This window comes from Citrobacter sp. Ce129 (assembly GCF_030334545.1).
Classification (GTDB): domain Bacteria; phylum Pseudomonadota; class Gammaproteobacteria; order Enterobacterales; family Enterobacteriaceae; genus Citrobacter; species Citrobacter europaeus.
On record NZ_JAOWDS010000062.1, the window covers coordinates 172,951 to 190,286 of the forward strand.

A 17,336-nucleotide genomic window follows, 5' to 3' on the forward strand; every position below is an offset into this window, starting at 1 on the left:
TTTATCGGATAACTAATGACGACGCTGACAGAAGACGATGTGCTTGAGCAACTGGATGCTCAAAATAATTTACTCTCGTTTATGACGACGGCACATAACATTTTGCTCCAGGGCATTAAGCGTTTTTTACCGTCGCTGTTCGTTAATAACGATGAAGAAATCGTGGAATATGCAGTGAAGCCGTTACTCGCCCAGAGTGGACCGCTTGACGATATCGACGTTGCGTTACGACTGATTTATGCGCTGGGAAAAATGGATAAATGGCTTTATGCCGACATCACCCATTTCTCTCAGTTTTATCAGTACCTGAACGAGCAGGATAATATCCCCGGTTTTGCCGATGATATTACCTGGGATTTTGTCAGCAACGTGAACAGTATCACCCGCAATGCGACCCTTTATGGTGCGCTGGAGTCGATGAAATTTGCCGACTTTGCTGCGTGGTCTGAAGTGCGCTTTAGCGCCATGGTCAAGACGGCAATGACGCTGGCAGTAACGGCGATTTTAAAGGAATTAACGCCGTGAAAATCGAACTAACGGTGAATGGGCTACAAGTTGAAGCGCATTACCATGATGATGAGATAGAGAACGTTCATAAACCGTTATTGCATCAGTTGGCAAAAATACACGCCACTAACCCGCAGCGACGAACGATTGTTTTTCTTAGCGCGCCGCCGGGTACGGGGAAATCGACGCTGACCACCTTCTGGGAATATCTCTCCCATCAGGATCCTGATCTGCCGGAGATCCAGACGCTGCCGATGGATGGCTTCCATCACTATAATACCTGGCTGGATGTCCATAACCTGCGGGCATACAAAGGTGCGCCGGAAACCTTTGATGTGGATAAGCTTGCGCAGAATCTACGCCAGATAAAGGAAGGGGAAGGATCCTGGCCGCAATATGATCGGCAAAAGCACGATCCGGTAGAAGCGGCCATCACCGTGACGGCACCGATCGTGATTGTGGAAGGAAACTGGTTATTGCGCGATGACGAAAGGTGGCGAGCGTTAGCTGAGTTTTGTGATTGCTCGTTGTTTATTCGCGCCCCCGCCAATGCGCTGCGCATGCGACTGGTAGGTCGTAAACTGGCTGGTGGACTCTCACAAGCTGACGCTGAGGCGTTTTATGAGCGTACCGACGGACCGAATGTTCGTCGGGTACTGGATGGGAGTCGGTCAGCAAACTTTATGCTGGAGATGACGGTCGATGGTGCATATCGGGCTGTATGATATTTTTATTGTGTAGACGTACCACGCGCGAGAAATGACGCTGCGTAAACGCCGCGTCATGACTGATCGCTACAATGCTTGTACCACGCGCACGACATACCGCCAGCCAGTTTTCGAAGACGCCAAGCCAGTGCGCATCAAAATCCCGGCTGGGTTCATCCAGCAGTAGAATCGCGGGCGCGAGTGCTTCCAGACTGGCGACGGCAACCATTCGTCGTTGAGCAGTATGCAGATCCAGTGGGTGTGCGTCGGCAACGTCCTCTAGCTGACATAACTGCAGTGCTGCCGACGTACGTTGCGCAATCTCAGCTACCGGGAGCTTCTGTAGCCGTAATCCGAAAGCCACTTCCTCTGCTACCTTGCTGTGAAAGATTTGATTTTCCGCCTCCTGAAACAGCACGCCGATCGCCCTGGCGCGCTCCCGGTTTTTCAGTTGCGCAATCGGACGGTTTTGTACCGTTACTGAGCCAGAAGACGGAAATAGCAGCCCGGCCATAATACGCAGCAGCGTAGATTTACCGGCGCCATTATCGCCTGTAAGCGCCAGCCATTCCCCTTCATGGAGTTCAAGTGAAATATTGCACAGGCAGTCATCGGCGGCGTTCGGCCAGCGATAGCTGACCTGGTTTAACGTTAGCATAGCGGTGACAATGCTCCATCGCGCAGTTGCCACGCCTGCTGGCAATGGCTGAGAAAAGGGGAATGATTGCGTTCGAAAAGCACCACCAAAGCATGCTGTTCCTGCGCCCATTGTTGCAGTCGCTTGAGTAGCATCACAGTCGCCTGCGCTGTCAGGCGGCTGAATGCTTCGTCCAGAATCAATATTTTCGGCTGCATGGCGAGCGCGCTGGCAATCACCACCCGCTGGGTTTCTCCGCCGGAAAGCGTGCCAGGATGACGACGGCGCAGAGGCTGACATTCCGTCAGCGTCAGGGCTTCATCAATGCGCTTCATAATTTCGGCCTCGGTAAGGCAGAGATTTTCCGGACCAAACGCCACTTCTTCCTCTACGCTGAATGTACAACCTGAAAGCTGCAGGTAAGGTGACTGCTGTACAAGCTGGACAGTACTCGACTGCTCGACCAGTGACAGTTTCCCGATGGGGGTACCCAGCAGCGTTCCTGTGCCCTCAATTTCTCCGGGCAGGAAATCGGGGTACCAGCCTGCCATCAGCTGTGCCAGCGTACTTTTCCCACTGCCGTTATCGCCAAAAATAGCTACCATTCCGGGCTCGGCATAGTGGAAATTGTAGCAAGCGGGGGGCCGCGCGGCATGCGTCGGAAGATAGCGAAACTGTTCTAACGTAACCAAATCCAGACTCCTGTCTCAACCATCATCAGAACTATCATGGCGTAGCGAGCCAGACGCTGCAGGGGGCTGTCTGGCGGCGCCCACAGCGTGGTGCGTGAGCGATGCAGGCGAAATCCTCGCATATCGAGCGCCGCGCCGCGGACGGCTAAATCATTGAGTGCGTTATGGGTAAGCGGAACAATCAATGCTGGCATGGCGCATAAACGTTGGTACCAGGACTCATCCAGCGGTACGCCGCGTGCGCGCTGGGCCTCATGAATAATCGCCAACTGGCGTTTGAACTGTTCAACGACCAGCAACGGCCCGGCAAACAGGTAGGCCACACCTGGCGGCAGCCGAGAAGCAAACAGGGCGCGTATAAAACGCGAAACCGGTACGTACTGCATCCATATCTGCGATGTTGACACAATAGCTAGGATCCGCAGCCAGAGCGTAATGGCATCGGCCCAACGTTCTGGCGTGCGTGGTTGTCCGCTGAGCCATTCGGTAAGCCATCCGCCGTGCACCAGCCATAGCCCCAGTCCTAAGGGGATCATCAGCCAGAGTACGTATTTCGCCCGCGACCGCGTAGCCTTCATACACAACAAACTGGCAAACGTCGCGGCGCTGTACAGACTAAGCGGCGCTCCGGTTGGCAGCAGGAGCGTGGAGCAGGCGGCGAGTGCCCACAGAGTTAACGACGTAAACGGGTGCATTTAGCGCACGGCAGACATCGTAGGGAAATGGCGCGTTGTGCGCAGCGGGAGCTGGCGGAGTAGTACCCAGACGATGATTGCCGTGAGGATTTTATCGACCAGATTCGCACCGATGACGGTGATGGCGACGGACTCCACCAGGTTCTGACCGACCGAGTGCATCCACGCGACAAAAAGATCGGCACCGCTGCCGGTAACGCCGCCAAACAGGGTCGTGCGAATAGGCACGGCAACGAGGGTAACAGCAAGCGTAATAATCACACCGCTGACAACGACTTTGGGTAAGGTGCGAAACCATCCCGCCCGCGCCAGCCAACCGGCGACCAGTCCAATCACCATGGCGACGGGCGCAAAGGCGGCGGCGATCGGATCGGTCAGTAACCCCCATAACAGGTTAGTGAGTAATCCGGTGAGCATCCCCACCACTGGACCTAGCAGCACTGCGCTAATCAAGGTACCAATCGAGTCGAGAAAAATAGGTAGTTTCAGCATGCTGATAAGCTGCCCACCGACCATATTGATGGCGATAGCAATGACAATCAGTACCAGAGACTGGCTGGAAAATTGGCGACGCGCCATAGAAAACCTCTTTCAAGTAAAACGTTAGCGGGATGAAATAACCAGTTCGTCATAACCGGAAACGGCGCAGGGCTGACGGCTGAATGCCAGAGACGTCAGCTCGCCAATCACCAGTTCCAGCGTGGTGCGCACGGTACAGCCCGGCATCATGTGGCCGCCCAGCATCGCGCCGCGCGGGTCGGCAACCGCCAGATGGAGATGCTCGCCGGTAAGTTCCAGCGTGCCGTTCAGAGAGATAATTTCCCACGAATCGGTGAGTAACGTGGTTTCTTCGCGTCCAGCGAAGCGCAGGGCTATGTTGCTCAGACTGCCGGTGCAACCCGCTATCCAACCAGCCTGTAGCTGATGTTGTTGTACAAAAGCGTGTAGCGCTGAAAAGACTTCCTGACCGGGTAATAACCGCAGCGCATGAAAGCGAGCTTCAGATGATGGGGGATAGAATATAGCCATAGTTGAGGGACTCCGAGACTCGGACGTAGCGCTGATAATATAGACGCGGGCTAGGGAGCTTCCTGATATAAATCAGGATTTGTGACATGGCAACGAAATAATCTTGCTACGGTTATTCGTAATTCTGGAATATGGAATAAATTTAGCGCTGAAGGGCGTTAAAATGTGACGTAAGTCAGATAACTGTGTTCTGTTGCTGGACAATCATTCCTTTTATTCCGCGTTTCGCTTATTCTAGCTGAAGCGTTTCAGTCGATTAAATGTTCGACAATTAACCAATTAGTCGCAGTTTGCGACAGGTAAGGTTTCCCTGAGCGATTTGCTGCATTACTCTGTCAGCCACATCGTTTCTGAGAAATCCTTGCAGGAGACCTATGACCGTACGCGTAGCGATTAATGGTTTCGGTCGCATCGGACGCAACGTGGTTCGTGCTTTGTATGAATCCGGGCGTCGGGCGGAAATCACCGTGGTGGCAATCAACGAACTGGCCGATGCTGCAGGCATGGCGCATTTGTTGAAATATGACACCAGCCATGGACGTTTTGCCTGGGATGTTCGTCAGGAACGTGACCAGCTCATTGTTGGCGATGACGCGATTCGCATTCTGCATGAGCGAACACTCGATGCACTTCCATGGCGCGAACTGGGTGTCGACATCGTGCTGGATTGTACGGGGGTCTTCGGCAACCGCGAACACGGCGAGGCGCATATTGCCGCTGGTGCAAAAAAAGTGCTCTTTTCACATCCTGGCAGTCACGACATCGACGCAACCGTTGTGTATGGCGTTAATCAGGATCAGCTGCGCGCTGAGCACCGAATTGTATCCAACGCCTCCTGCACCACGAATTGTATAATTCCCGTCATTAAATTGCTGGATGATGCTTACGGCATTGAGTCTGGTACCGTCACCACGATCCACTCCGCGATGCACGATCAGCAGGTTATTGATGCTTATCATCCCGACCTGCGTCGCACGCGAGCGGCCAGTCAGTCGATTATTCCGGTGGATACCAAACTGGCGGCGGGCATCACGCGAATTTTCCCGCAGTTTAACGATCGTTTTGAAGCGATAGCGGTGCGTGTACCGACCATAAATGTGACGGCGATCGACTTAAGCGTGACGGTGAAAAAACCAGTAAAAGCCAGTGAAGTCAACCAGTTGCTGCAAAAAGCAGCACAAGGTGCATTTCATGGTATAGTTGACTATACGGAATTACCGTTGGTCTCTGTAGATTTTAACCACGACCCGCACAGCGCCATCGTTGATGGTACGCAAACGCGCGTGAGTGGCGCTCACCTGATCAAAACGCTGGTCTGGTGTGATAATGAATGGGGCTTTGCTAACCGTATGCTCGACACAACGTTAGCGATGGCTGCTATTGGTTTCAGGCTCGACGCTTGAGCGTCGACAAAACTTTATGAATCAACGAGAGGATTCACCATGTCTGTAATTAAGATGACCGATCTGGATCTGGCTGGTAAACGCGTTTTTATCCGTGCGGACCTGAACGTACCAGTTAAAGAAGGGAAAGTAACCAGCGATGCGCGTATCCGTGCTTCCCTGCCAACCATCGAACTGGCCCTGAAACAGGGTGCTAAAGTGATGGTAACTTCCCACCTGGGTCGTCCTACCGAAGGCGAGTACAACGAAGAATTCTCTCTGCTGCCGGTTGTTAACTATCTGAAAGACAAGCTGTCTGCTCCAGTTCGCCTGGTAAAAGATTACCTGGACGGCGTTGAAGTCGCTGCCGGTGAACTGGTTGTTCTGGAAAACGTTCGCTTCAACAAAGGCGAGAAGAAAGACGACGAAGCGCTGTCCAAAAAATATGCTGCGCTGTGCGACGTATTCGTCATGGATGCTTTCGGTACGGCTCACCGTGCGCAGGCTTCTACCCACGGTATCGGCAAATTTGCTGACGTAGCGTGCGCTGGCCCGCTGCTGGCTGAAGAGCTGGATGCGCTGGGTAAAGCGCTGAAAGAACCTGCTCGTCCGATGGTGGCTATCGTTGGTGGTTCTAAAGTTTCTACCAAACTGACCGTTCTGGATTCTCTGTCAAAAATCGCTGACCAACTGATCGTTGGCGGTGGTATCGCGAACACCTTCGTTGCCGCTCAAGGCCACAACGTGGGTAAATCCCTGTATGAAGCTGACCTGGTTGACGAAGCTAAGCGCCTGCTGACCACTTGCGACATCCCGGTCCCGACCGACGTTCGCGTAGCGACTGAATTCTCTGAAACTGCACCGGCTACTCTGAAATCCGTTAGCGATGTGAAAGAAGACGAGCAGATCCTGGACATCGGCGACGCTTCTGCACAGCAACTGGCTGACATCCTGAAGAATGCGAAAACCATTCTGTGGAACGGCCCGGTTGGCGTGTTCGAATTCCCGAACTTCCGCAAGGGTACTGAAATCGTGGCTAACGCCATCGCAGACAGCGAAGCGTTCTCTATCGCAGGCGGCGGCGACACCCTGGCAGCTATCGACCTGTTCGGTATTGCTGACAAAATCTCCTACATCTCCACTGGCGGCGGCGCATTCCTCGAATTCGTGGAAGGCAAAGTACTGCCAGCAGTAGCGATGCTCGAAGAGCGCGCTAAAAAGTAAGCATTTAATGGGCAGGGTAACCTGCCCAATTATTAGCGCGCTTTAGAGCGCGCGCCCTTTCCAAGGCCGAAGATACAGGACTCGCAACATGTCTAAAATTTTTGATTTCGTAAAACCAGGCGTAATCACTGGTGATGACGTACAGAAAGTTTTCCAGGTAGCTAAAGAAAACAACTTTGCTCTGCCAGCTGTTAACTGCGTTGGTACCGACTCCATCAACGCCGTACTGGAAACCGCTGCAAAAGTTAAAGCGCCGGTAATCGTACAGTTCTCCAACGGTGGTGCTTCTTTCATCGCGGGTAAAGGCGTGAAGTCCGACGTTCCTCAGGGCGCTGCAATCCTGGGTGCTATCTCTGGCGCGCATCACGTTCACCAGATGGCTGAACACTACGGTGTTCCGGTTATCCTGCACACTGACCACTGCGCGAAGAAACTGCTGCCGTGGATCGACGGTCTGCTGGACGCGGGTGAAAAACACTTCGCAGCAACCGGTAAACCACTGTTCTCTTCTCACATGATCGACCTGTCTGAAGAGTCTCTGGAAGAGAACATCGAAATCTGCTCCAAATACCTGGCGCGCATGTCCAAAATGGGCATGACCCTGGAAATCGAACTGGGTTGCACCGGTGGCGAAGAAGACGGCGTGGACAACAGCCACATGGACGCTTCTGCACTATACACCCAGCCGGAAGACGTTGATTACGCCTACACCGAGCTGAGCAAAATCAGCCCGCGTTTCACCATCGCAGCCTCCTTCGGTAACGTACACGGCGTTTACAAGCCGGGTAACGTTGTTCTGACCCCGACCATCCTGCGCGACTCTCAGGACTATGTTTCTAAGAAACATAACCTGCCGCACAACAGCCTGAACTTCGTCTTCCACGGCGGTTCCGGTTCTACTGCTCAGGAAATCAAAGACTCCGTAAGCTACGGCGTAGTGAAAATGAACATCGACACCGATACCCAATGGGCGACCTGGGAAGGCGTTCTGAACTACTACAAAGCAAACGAAGCTTACCTGCAGGGTCAGCTGGGCAACCCGAAAGGCGAAGATCAGCCGAACAAGAAATACTACGATCCGCGCGTATGGCTGCGTGCTGGTCAGGCAACCATGATCACCCGTCTGGAACAGGCTTTCAAAGAACTGAACGCGGTTGACGTTCTGTAATTAACGCCGTTCTACGTGACATGAGGCCCGCAAATGCGGGCCTTTTTTATTGCCATTTCAATGTGCTGCTGACAGAGAATTCTGTGATCTGTTTGGCAAAATCCAGGTTTATTGTTTACCCTTGTCAGGTTGCCAGTCCCGTGAGGGCGGCTTTATTTCTCCCGTTTGGGTAAGCAAAAAAGGAATAGTGAATGGAAGATTTGAATGTTGTCGACAGCATAAACGGTGCGGGCACCTGGCTGGTCCGCAATCAGGAGCTGCTGTTGAGCTATGCCGTCAACATCGTGGCGGCCATCGCCATTGTCATTATCGGTATGATCGTGGCGCGCATCGTATCTAACACCGTTAACCGCCTGATGCTGGCGCGTAAAATTGATGCAACCGTTGCCGACTTCCTCTCCGCACTGGTGCGCTACGGTATTATCGCTTTCACGCTGATTGCCGCTCTGGGCCGCGTTGGGGTACAAACTGCCTCCGTGATTGCCGTTCTCGGTGCCGCTGGTTTAGCCGTTGGTCTGGCGCTGCAAGGTTCGTTATCCAACCTCGCCGCTGGCGTGCTGTTGGTGATGTTCCGTCCGTTCCGCGCGGGTGAGTATGTAGACCTCGGCGGCGTAGCGGGAACCGTGCTCAACGTGCAGATTTTCTCCACCACCATGCGTACCGTTGACGGTAAGATTGTGGTGATCCCAAACGGTAAAATTATTGCCGGGAACATCATTAACTTCTCTCGCGAGCCGGTCCGTCGTAACGAATTTATCATCGGCGTAGCTTATGACTCCGATATCGATCAGGTGAAAAAAATCCTCACTGATATCATCCAGTCTGACGAACGAATCATTAAAGATCGTGAAATGACGGTGCGCCTGAATGAGCTGGGCGCTTCCTCGATTAATTTCGTCGTACGCGTCTGGAGCAACAGCAGCGATCTGCAAAGCGTCTATTGGGACGTTCTGGAGCGTATTAAACGCGAGTTTGACGCCAACGGCATCAGCTTCCCGTATCCGCAGATGGATGTGAACTTCAAGCGTGTGAAAGAAAGCGCTGCAGAGTAATCGCGTGCCCGGTGGCGCTATCGCATACCGGGCCTACAAAATCTCCAGGCCGGACAAGGTGCCAGCCGCCATCCGGCATCTTCCCTCCTGGTATTAATTCCTCTTATCCCTGATTAAAATTATCAATTTCCGCTAATGATTTTCCCGCGCTATAGTCTGCTCCTAAGAGAAACAGTTCGGGATGATTAACGTGTTATCGTATTATTTTCAAGGGCTTGCACTAGGTGCGGCCATGATACTTCCGCTTGGTCCACAAAATGCTTTTGTGATGAATCAGGGGATCCGTCGCCAGTATCACATCATGATCGCTTTACTTTGCGCTATCAGCGATTTGGCGTTGATTTGCGCGGGGATTTTCGGCGGTAGCGCCTTGCTTATGCAGTCGCCGTGGCTGATGGCGCTGGTCACCTGGGGCGGCGTCGCCTTTTTACTCTGGTACGGTTTTGGTGCGTTAAAAACGGCGATGAGTAGTAATCTGGAGCTGGCCAGCGCTGAGGTGATGAAGCAGGGCCGCTGGAAAATCATTGCTACTATGCTGGCGGTGACGTGGCTCAATCCCCATGTTTATCTGGATACCTTTGTGGTGCTGGGGAGTCTGGGAGGGCAACTGGACGTTGAGCCTAAGCGCTGGTTTGCGCTGGGAACCGTCAGCGCTTCGTTCCTGTGGTTCTTCGGCCTGGCATTGCTGGCGGCCTGGCTTGCTCCGCGCCTGCGTACTGCTAAAGCACAGCGCATCATCAATACGCTGGTAGGATTAGTGATGTGGTTTATCGCTTTTCAGCTGGCAAAAGAAGGTGTTGCGCACGTTCATGCGTTGTTCAACTAAGTGTTGTCTGATGGACAATGCAGCGAGATCGGCTAAGCTTGCCTGCATGTGCCCTGAGTTTCGGGGTAATTAATGAAACATGGAGGAACGACCGTGAAGTTCAAAATAATGGCCCTGGCGGCATTAGTCGGATTCAGCGCACTATCGGTACAGGCAAATGAGTTGCCAAATGGACCGCACATCGTGACTTCCGGAACGGCAAGCGTGGATGCGACACCAGACATCGCCACTCTGGCGATTGAAGTGAACGTTGCTGCAAAGGATGCGGCTTCAGCGAAGAAGCAGGCCGATGAACGCGTGGCGCAATATCTCTCCTTCCTTGAACAGAACCAGATAGCGAAGAAAGACATTAGCGCTGCAAACCTGCGTACCCAGCCGGACTACGACTACCAGAACGGCAAAAGCATCCTCAAAGGCTATCGTGCGGTGCGTACCGTTGAAGTCACGCTGCGTCAGCTGGACAAACTCAATGCGCTGCTTGATGGCGCACTGAAGGCCGGTCTGAATGAGATTCGTTCGGTATCGCTCGGTGTTGCCCAACCGGATGCTTATAAAGACAAGGCGCGTAAAGCAGCAATTGATGATGCTATTCATCAGGCTGAACAACTGGCCGCGGGTTTTAACAGTAAACTGGGTCCCGTTTATAGCGTGCGCTATCACGTATCCAATTATCAACCGAGCCCGATGGTACGGATGATGAAAGCGGATGCTGCGCCTGCGACATCCGCTCAGGAAACCTACGAACAGCCGGTTATTCAGTTTGACGATCAGGTTGATGTCGTCTTCCAGATTGAGCCGACTGCGGGGCAGCCAACAGCAACGCCAGCCAAAACCCAGTAATCGTTCCAGACCCGGCTTTCCAGCCGGGTTTTTTATGTGACCAACTGTAAAAATGAGACCTCACATCCGGTCTTTTTTTTCGCCGTAATGAGGATAGGCCATAGCGATTTTTAAGGGGACGCTATGGATATTTTTATCTCGAAAAAGATGCGTAATTTCATTCTGCTGGCGCAAACCAATAACATCGCCAGAGCGGCAGAAAAAATACATATGACCGCATCGCCATTCGGTAAAAGCATTGCTGCACTGGAAGATCAAATCGGCTATACGCTGTTTACCCGCAAAGATAACAACATCAGTCTGAATAAAGCGGGACAGGAGCTGTATCAGAAGCTGTTTCCCGTTTATCAGCGCCTCTCTGCCATTGATAACGAAATCCATAACGCCTCTCGCCGTTCGCGGGAAATCGTCATCGGCATCGACAATACCTACCCAACGATTATTTTTGACCAGTTGATAAGCCTTGGTGATAAGTACCATGGTGTGACGGCCCAGGCCGTGGAGTTCAGTGAGAATGGGGTGATTGATAACCTGTTCGATCGCAAACTCGATTTTATCATCTCGCCGCAGCACGTTTCCCCCCGCGTCCAGGAGCTGGAAAATCTGGCGATCAATGAACTCCCTCCGCTGCGTCTGGGTTTTCTCGTTTCCCGGCGCTACGAAGAAAAACAGCCGCAGGATCTGCTGCGCGAGTTGCCCTGGCTGCAAATGCGCTTCCAGAATCGCGCTAACTTTGAGGCGATGCTGGATGCCTACATGCGACCCTGTGGGATTAACCCGACGATTATTTACCGTCCATACAGCTTTATGGCCAAGATTAGCGCGGTGGAGCGCGGGCAGTTTTTGACGGTGATCCCTCATTTCGCCTGGCGGCTGGTGAATCCGTCGACGCTAAAGTATTTCGACGCGCCCGGTAGCCCCATGTATATGCAAGAATTTCTCTATTCACTGAAAAATCATCGCTATACCGCCACCATGCTCGAGCATATTGCTGAGGATCGTGACGGTACGGCAAGTTAACCAAGCATTGAACCTGTTTCGAGCAGGTTGCGATGCAGATCGAAAGCATGGCTGAGATCGTGATGGATATGCCCGCCGGGCGCTTTCTCCAGATAGCGGTGCAGGTAATCCCGGTAAAGAGGGTGCGCACAGTTATCGATAATCGTGTGCGCCCGCTGCATCGGAGATAACCCACGCAGATCGGCAATCCCTTGTTCGGTCACGATCACTTTAACGCTATGTTCGCTGTGATCGACATGGCTGCACATCGGTACGATGGTGGAGATTTTCCCGCCTTTGGCAATCGACGGCGCCATAAAGATAGACAGGTAGGCGTTGCGCTCGAAATCCCCGCTGCCGCCGATGCCGTTCATCAGGTTCACGCCCGCAACGTGCGTGGAATTGGCATGGCCGTAGATATCAAATTCCAGGCCCACGTTGAGCGCGATAACCCCCAGCCGTCGAATGATTTCTGGGTTATTGGAGATCTCCTGCGGGCGCAGCACAATACGGCTGGCGAAGAAGTCCATGTTGTCGTAAATCTTCTGTAGCGAGGGGGCTGAAATGGTCAGGCTGGAGGCGCTGGCGCCGGTTATCTTGCCCGTTTCCAGCAGATGCACCACCGACTCCTGCAACACCTCCGAATACATCATAAAGGGCGGGATATCCGGGTTTTCCCCCAGCCGCGCCATCACCGCGTTGTTGATATTGCCCACGCCGCTTTGTAAGGGTAGAAACTCAGCTGGAATGCGTTTGTGCGCCATTTCTGCCAACAGGAAAGTGACGACGTTATCGGCAATTTGTTGGCTGACCGGATTAGTTTTATCCGCCGTATTTCCTGCATCCGGCAGGTCGGTATCCACTATCGCGACCACTTTCTGCGGGTCTATCTGCACGCACTGACTGCCCACGCGATCCATGGTATGAAATATGGGTACGCTGTTACGCCGCGGCGGTGCGCCGGGTATCACGATGTCGGCAAACTCCGCCACGCGAGGATTATGGTAATGATTCAGTTCAATGATCACTTTTTTCGCCCGCAGAAGCCAGGTGGGCGCATTACCAATACCGCTGGAAAGCCAAATCCGTCCATCTGGCGCAATGGCGGAAGCTTCAATGACGGCAACATCGATCTCGCCAAAAAAGCCGTAATTAACCATCTGCGCAACCTCGCTCAAATGGAGATCGACAAACCTTACCTGGCCCTGATTAATTTTCTCGCGCAGGCCCGATGAGGTTTGATAAGGCGCGCGCCAGGAAACGGCATCCGCCGCGGATAGGACATCATCAGCAGCAGCGCCAATTGATGCTCCGGTCAGCAGGCGGATCTGAAAAGGCTGCCCGAGCTGATGCTGTTCGCATGCGCGTTGGGCAATTGCGCTGGGTAACGCTTTTGGCGAACCTGCGGGGGTAAAGCCGCTGAATGCCACCATATCATCGTGCTGGATAATTTCTGCCGCCTGTTCGGCGCTCATCCGTTTCATGGCCGTCTCCTTTCTCGGACGTGATTAATGGCCGACAAAATTGGGTTTGCGTTTTTCCATAAACGCGTTCATCCCTTCCTGATAATCCTCGCTGTCGTACACCGCGCGGCGCATGCCCTGAATACGCTCGAACTCATCGGAATTCATGGTGTGCGCTTCACCCAGCACGCGCAGTTCTTCTTTGATGACGGCGATTGCCAGCGGCGCTTTTTCCGAGATGTGGTGCGCCATTTGCAGGGTGAAATCTTCCAGTTCCTCGACAGGTACGACATGGTTGAGGATCCCGACCGCCATGGCGCGTTGAGCGGTGATGGGCGAGGCGGTAAAAATCAGTTCTTTAACGATGTGAAAACCAGCGTCGCGGGTCAGATTGTGGATGCCCACAAGGTTATACGGCACGCCGAGGTTGACCGGGGTCATTGAGAAGGTGGATGTGCTGGCTGCGATGATCAGATCGGAACTCATGATCATCTCAAACGCGCCGCCCCAGACGCTGCCTTCGACCATGGAGATCACCGGCTTCGGGTATTTTTGGATCATACGGGTTATCTGACGCAGCGGATCGTCATAGGAGAGCGGATCGCGACGTCCGGTGGGGAGCTCATGAATATCATGCCCGGCAGAGAAAACTTTGGCCCCGCTCGGAGCGCGTAGAATGATGCAGCGAATGTCAGCACGATTGAGGTCGCTCAGCGCCTGCATCAGATCGTCAATAAACACTTTGCTCAGGGCATTGAGCTTGCGCGCGTAGTTGAACTCAATAACCGCGACTTTCTGGATGATGACCACGTTGACGTATTGATAAGACATAATGTTCTCTTTATTGAAAGTAATGATGCTGGATAAATTCGCTGATATGCCGCAGACCGGTGCGCGGCGAAAGATCATTGTTTTTGACAGCCTGCAGCGTCTGCTGGAAATAACGGTCGAAATCAGCCCGGGCAAACAGCAGATGCAGCGCTTCTTCTTCAGCCTGCTGATGTAACCAGTCCACCGCCTGCTGCTGGCGAACTTTTTCCAGTCGACCGCTGGCAGTCAGGCATGTTTTAAAGTCGGTTATCGCCTGCCAGATTTCCTCAATGCCGCGTTTTTCCAGGGCGCTACAGGTCAGAACCCGCGGCTGCCACTCGTCATATTTACGGCGCAAAATGTGCAGGGCGGATTCGTACATATGGCGGGCGATCGCAACGCTGGTATGGTTCTCGCCGTCGTCTTTATTGATGACGACCAGATCCGCCATTTCCATCAGGCCTTTTTTGATACCCTGTAAATCGTCGCCACCGCCAGCGATTTGCAGTGAGATAAAGCAATCCACCATACCTGCGACTTCGGTTTCTGACTGTCCAACGCCGACGGTCTCTACAATCACCACGTCAAAGCCAGCTGCTTCGCACAGCAGCATTAATTCGCGTGCGCGCTGGCTGGCGCCGCCTAAATGACCGCTGGAAGGGACCGGGCGAATAAACGCAGATTCTGCGCGGGCAAGCTCCGTCATGCGGGTCTTATCACCAAGAATGCTGCCGCCGCTGACCGGGCTGCTGGGATCGACGGCGATCACCGCCACCCGTAATCCGTGGCGGATGAGCAGCATACCGAATGCTTCCAGGAACGTACTTTTACCCGCGCCCGGCGTGCCGGTGATCCCTAAGCGCAGGGCGTTACCGGTGAACGGCATAATCGCGTCCAGCAATTGCGTACTTAACGGCTGGTGGCGCGGGTGGTTGCTTTCGACCAGCGTCATTGCCTTGGCGAGCGTCGCTCGTTCACCGAGTCGTAAGCGGCGGACGGTATCCTCAAGCGTGGCGGCGTTAATCATGATGTTGACTGATACGGGTCAACACATCGCGGACGCTGTCGAGCATTGGCGTGCCGGGGCCATAAATGGCTGCTACACCATGCTCGTGCAGGAAGGCGTAATCCTGTGGCGGAATAACGCCTCCTGCTACCACACAGATATCTTCACGCCCCCATTTTTTGAGTGCGGTAACCAACTCCGGGATCAGCGTTTTATGGCCTGCCGCCAGCGACGATGCGCCTATTACATGCACATCGTTTTCTACCGCCAGACGGGCGATCTCTTCTGGTGTGGAGAACATCGGGCTGAGATCGACATCGAAACCGAGATCGGAGTAGGCGCTGGCGATCACCTTCGCGCCGCGATCGTGGCCGTCCTGGCCCATCTTGGCGATCAGAATGCGCGGGCGACGGCCATTTTCCGTGAGGAAGCGTTCGGTTTGCGCAACGATAGCGTCAAACTCATCGGCGGATTTATCAGACTGGTGATAGCTTTGCGCAATCACGCCGGTAACGCACTGGCTGGGAACCAGATATCGGTCAAAGGCGACTTCCAGCGCGTCGGAGATTTCACCGAGCGTGGCGCGAACGCGGGCGGCGTTGACGGCGGCAGCCAGCAGGTTTTCATTATGCTGCGCGGCGTGGGTCAGCGCGGATAGTGCGGTTTTAACGGCATCGTTGTCGCGGGTGGCGCGGATATGCTGCAGCGAAGCAATTTGCTCATTACGCACCTTCACGTTGTCGATCTCCAGTACCGACGTCTCGTCTTCTTTATCCAGCTTGTACTTGTTCACGCCAACAATAACGCGCTTACCCTGGTCGATCAGCGACTGTTCGCGCGCGGAAGCTTCCTCGATCATCCGTTTAGGGAGCCCGGCTTCGATCGCTTTCGCCATGCCACCTGCCTCGTCAATCTGCTTGATGATCGTACGCGCCTGCTTGACGATTTGATCGGTGAGTGACTCGACGTAATACGATCCGGCCAGCGGATCGACGGTGCGGCAGATCTCTGATTCTTCCTGAATGATGATTTGCGTATTACGCGCAATACGGGCGGAGAAATCGGTGGGCAAACCGAGCGCTTCATCAAAGGCGTTGGTATGCAGCGACTGGGTGCCGCCGAGCGTAGCGCCGAGCGCTTCAATGGTGGTACGTACCACGTTGTTGTAAGGATCCTGCTCGGTCAGACTCCAGCCGGAGGTCTGGCAGTGGGTACGCAGAGCGAGAGATTTTGGGTTCGTCGCGCCAAAACTGCTGACCGCTTCGCTCCACAAATATCGCGCCGCGCGCAGCATGGCGACGTTCATAAACAGATCCATGCCGATGCCGAAGAAGAACGACAGGCGTGGGGCGAAGTCATCTATTTTCAGTCCGGCGGAAAGTGCGGCTTTGATGTATTCAATACCGTCTGCCAGCGTAAAGGCCACCTGCTGCACGCAGTTTGCCCCGGCTTCACCCATGTGATAGCCGCTGATGCTGATGGTGTTAAAGCGCGGCATGTTGCCGGAGCACCAGGCGATGATGTCGGCGATAATGCGCATAGACGGTTTTGGTGGATAAATGTAGGTGTTGCGACACAGGTACTCTTTCAGAATATCGTTCTGAATGGTCCCGGTGAGTTGTTCCGGCGTTACGCCTTGTTCTTCTGCAGCGACGATATAAAACGCCAGTACCGGCAGCACCGCGCCGTTCATGGTCATCGATACCGACATCTTATCCAGCGGGATCTGGTCGAACAGTACCTTCATATCTTCGACGGTATCGATCGCCACGCCGGCTTTACCGACGTCTCCCGACACGCGTGGGTTGTCTGAGTCATAGCCACGATGGGTGGCAAGGTCAAAGGCGACAGAAAGCCCTTTTTGCCCAGCGGCGAGGTTGCGGCGGTAAAAGGCGTTGGACTCTTTGGCGGTTGAGAAACCGGCGTACTGACGAATGGTCCACGGTTGCGCGGTATACATGGTGGCGCGTGGGCCGCGCACGTAAGGCGGCAGGCCGGGAAGGGTGCCCGTGACTTCCAGATTATCGAGGTCTGCTTCAGTGTACAGCGGCTTGATGGCAATCCCTTCCGCTGTCTGTCTTTCCAGCGACTCGACGGTTTTTTCCCGTCGGCTGAGTTCTTTATTGGCGAGTGTTTGCCACTCCTGCACGTTTGCCATTTTTTGCTCCGTATTACGCAATAAGTTGAATCTTTGCGAATACGGTGTGCTTTTTCATTTGGCTTGTCGCCAGCAAAAAATAGCCAACAGGACGTCGTTTTTTGCCGCGCGGCGTGTTTTTATTTTGTGATGTATTTCAAA

18 protein-coding genes are annotated in these 17,336 nt (G+C 53.7%); 9 read left to right on the forward strand and 9 right to left on the reverse strand.

From position 1 onward, the window contains the following. Window positions 1-15 precede the first annotated feature (15 nt). A complete protein-coding gene (locus OGV77_RS12820) occupies window positions 16-525 on the forward strand; it encodes an MltR family transcriptional regulator (RefSeq protein ID WP_016154381.1) in 510 nt (169 codons plus the stop codon). Further along, on the forward strand, window positions 522-1,232 hold the full coding sequence (locus tag OGV77_RS12825) for a nucleoside/nucleotide kinase family protein (RefSeq protein WP_087051210.1): 711 nt from the start codon (window positions 522-524) through the stop codon (window positions 1,230-1,232). The genes OGV77_RS12820 and OGV77_RS12825 overlap by 4 nt, the downstream gene beginning before the upstream one ends. On the opposite strand, the gene OGV77_RS12830 is transcribed toward OGV77_RS12825, so the two are convergent. Genes OGV77_RS12830 through OGV77_RS12850 form a run of 5 tightly spaced genes read right to left on the reverse strand, consistent with a single transcriptional unit; the run spans window position 1,189 to window position 4,267 of the window. Continuing rightward, window positions 1,189-1,872, reverse strand: coding sequence for an ABC transporter ATP-binding protein (locus tag OGV77_RS12830; RefSeq protein ID WP_075145652.1), 684 nt, complete (start codon window positions 1,870-1,872; stop codon window positions 1,189-1,191). The genes OGV77_RS12825 and OGV77_RS12830 overlap by 44 nt on opposite strands. Then, entirely contained in the window at window positions 1,866-2,543 is a 678-nt protein-coding gene (locus tag OGV77_RS12835) for an ABC transporter ATP-binding protein (protein WP_080626127.1), read from the reverse strand. Before OGV77_RS12835 ends, OGV77_RS12830 begins: the two co-directional genes overlap by 7 nt. Next, a complete protein-coding gene (locus OGV77_RS12840) occupies window positions 2,531-3,238 on the reverse strand; it encodes an energy-coupling factor transporter transmembrane component T (RefSeq protein WP_087051211.1) in 708 nt (235 codons plus the stop codon). The genes OGV77_RS12835 and OGV77_RS12840 overlap by 13 nt, the downstream gene beginning before the upstream one ends. Then, the gene (locus OGV77_RS12845; RefSeq protein ID WP_003027040.1) at window positions 3,239-3,817 is read right to left on the reverse strand and encodes an ECF transporter S component; all 579 of its coding nucleotides are present in this window, start codon (window positions 3,815-3,817) and stop codon (window positions 3,239-3,241) included. It lies immediately after the preceding gene. Window positions 3,818-3,841: 24 nt separating this feature from the next. Continuing rightward, window positions 3,842-4,267, reverse strand: coding sequence for a PPC domain-containing DNA-binding protein (locus OGV77_RS12850; RefSeq protein ID WP_043017528.1), 426 nt, complete (start codon window positions 4,265-4,267; stop codon window positions 3,842-3,844). A 374-nt stretch (window positions 4,268-4,641) separates the two neighbouring features. On the opposite strand from OGV77_RS12850, the gene epd reads away from it, so the two are divergent. From epd to srsR, 7 genes are all read left to right on the forward strand, one after another. Then, on the forward strand, window positions 4,642-5,670 hold the full coding sequence (epd, locus tag OGV77_RS12855; protein WP_008785759.1) for an erythrose-4-phosphate dehydrogenase: 1,029 nt from the start codon (window positions 4,642-4,644) through the stop codon (window positions 5,668-5,670). Between the two features lie 39 nt (window positions 5,671-5,709). Beyond that, window positions 5,710-6,873, forward strand: a complete 1,164-nt coding sequence (gene pgk / locus OGV77_RS12860; RefSeq protein ID WP_043017527.1) for a phosphoglycerate kinase — start codon at window positions 5,710-5,712, stop codon at window positions 6,871-6,873. 88 nt (window positions 6,874-6,961) lie between these two features. After that, window positions 6,962-8,041, forward strand: coding sequence for a class II fructose-bisphosphate aldolase (gene fbaA / locus OGV77_RS12865; RefSeq protein ID WP_003027029.1), 1,080 nt, complete (start codon window positions 6,962-6,964; stop codon window positions 8,039-8,041). A gap of 191 nt (window positions 8,042-8,232) precedes the next feature. After that, the gene (locus OGV77_RS12870; RefSeq protein WP_043017526.1) at window positions 8,233-9,093 is read left to right on the forward strand and encodes a small-conductance mechanosensitive channel MscS; all 861 of its coding nucleotides are present in this window, start codon (window positions 8,233-8,235) and stop codon (window positions 9,091-9,093) included. A gap of 190 nt (window positions 9,094-9,283) precedes the next feature. Next, on the forward strand, window positions 9,284-9,919 hold the full coding sequence (argO, locus tag OGV77_RS12875) for an arginine exporter ArgO (protein ID WP_043017991.1): 636 nt from the start codon (window positions 9,284-9,286) through the stop codon (window positions 9,917-9,919). Between the two features lie 93 nt (window positions 9,920-10,012). Next, complete coding sequence (locus OGV77_RS12880) at window positions 10,013-10,759, forward strand: oxidative stress defense protein (RefSeq protein ID WP_043017525.1); 747 nt, start codon at window positions 10,013-10,015, stop codon at window positions 10,757-10,759. A 123-nt stretch (window positions 10,760-10,882) separates the two neighbouring features. After that, window positions 10,883-11,779: a LysR family transcriptional regulator SrsR gene (gene srsR, locus OGV77_RS12885; RefSeq protein WP_043017524.1), complete on the forward strand. Its 897-nt coding sequence runs from the start codon at window positions 10,883-10,885 to the stop codon at window positions 11,777-11,779. On the opposite strand, the gene scpC is transcribed toward srsR, so the two are convergent. The 4 genes from scpC to scpA are packed head-to-tail and all read right to left on the reverse strand — an operon-like array spanning window position 11,776 to window position 17,195. Further along, window positions 11,776-13,242, reverse strand: a complete 1,467-nt coding sequence (gene scpC / locus OGV77_RS12890) for a succinyl-CoA:acetate CoA-transferase ScpC (RefSeq protein WP_043017523.1) — start codon at window positions 13,240-13,242, stop codon at window positions 11,776-11,778. The genes srsR and scpC overlap by 4 nt on opposite strands. A 24-nt stretch (window positions 13,243-13,266) precedes the next feature. Next, entirely contained in the window at window positions 13,267-14,052 is a 786-nt protein-coding gene (scpB, locus tag OGV77_RS12895) for a methylmalonyl-CoA decarboxylase (RefSeq protein WP_008785757.1), read from the reverse strand. A 10-nt stretch (window positions 14,053-14,062) separates the two neighbouring features. Further along, window positions 14,063-15,058, reverse strand: coding sequence for a methylmalonyl Co-A mutase-associated GTPase MeaB (gene meaB / locus OGV77_RS12900; protein WP_087051212.1), 996 nt, complete (start codon window positions 15,056-15,058; stop codon window positions 14,063-14,065). Continuing rightward, a complete protein-coding gene (gene scpA, locus OGV77_RS12905) occupies window positions 15,051-17,195 on the reverse strand; it encodes a methylmalonyl-CoA mutase (RefSeq protein WP_043017521.1) in 2,145 nt (714 codons plus the stop codon). The genes meaB and scpA overlap by 8 nt, the downstream gene beginning before the upstream one ends. Window positions 17,196-17,336: the final 141 nt, after the last annotated feature.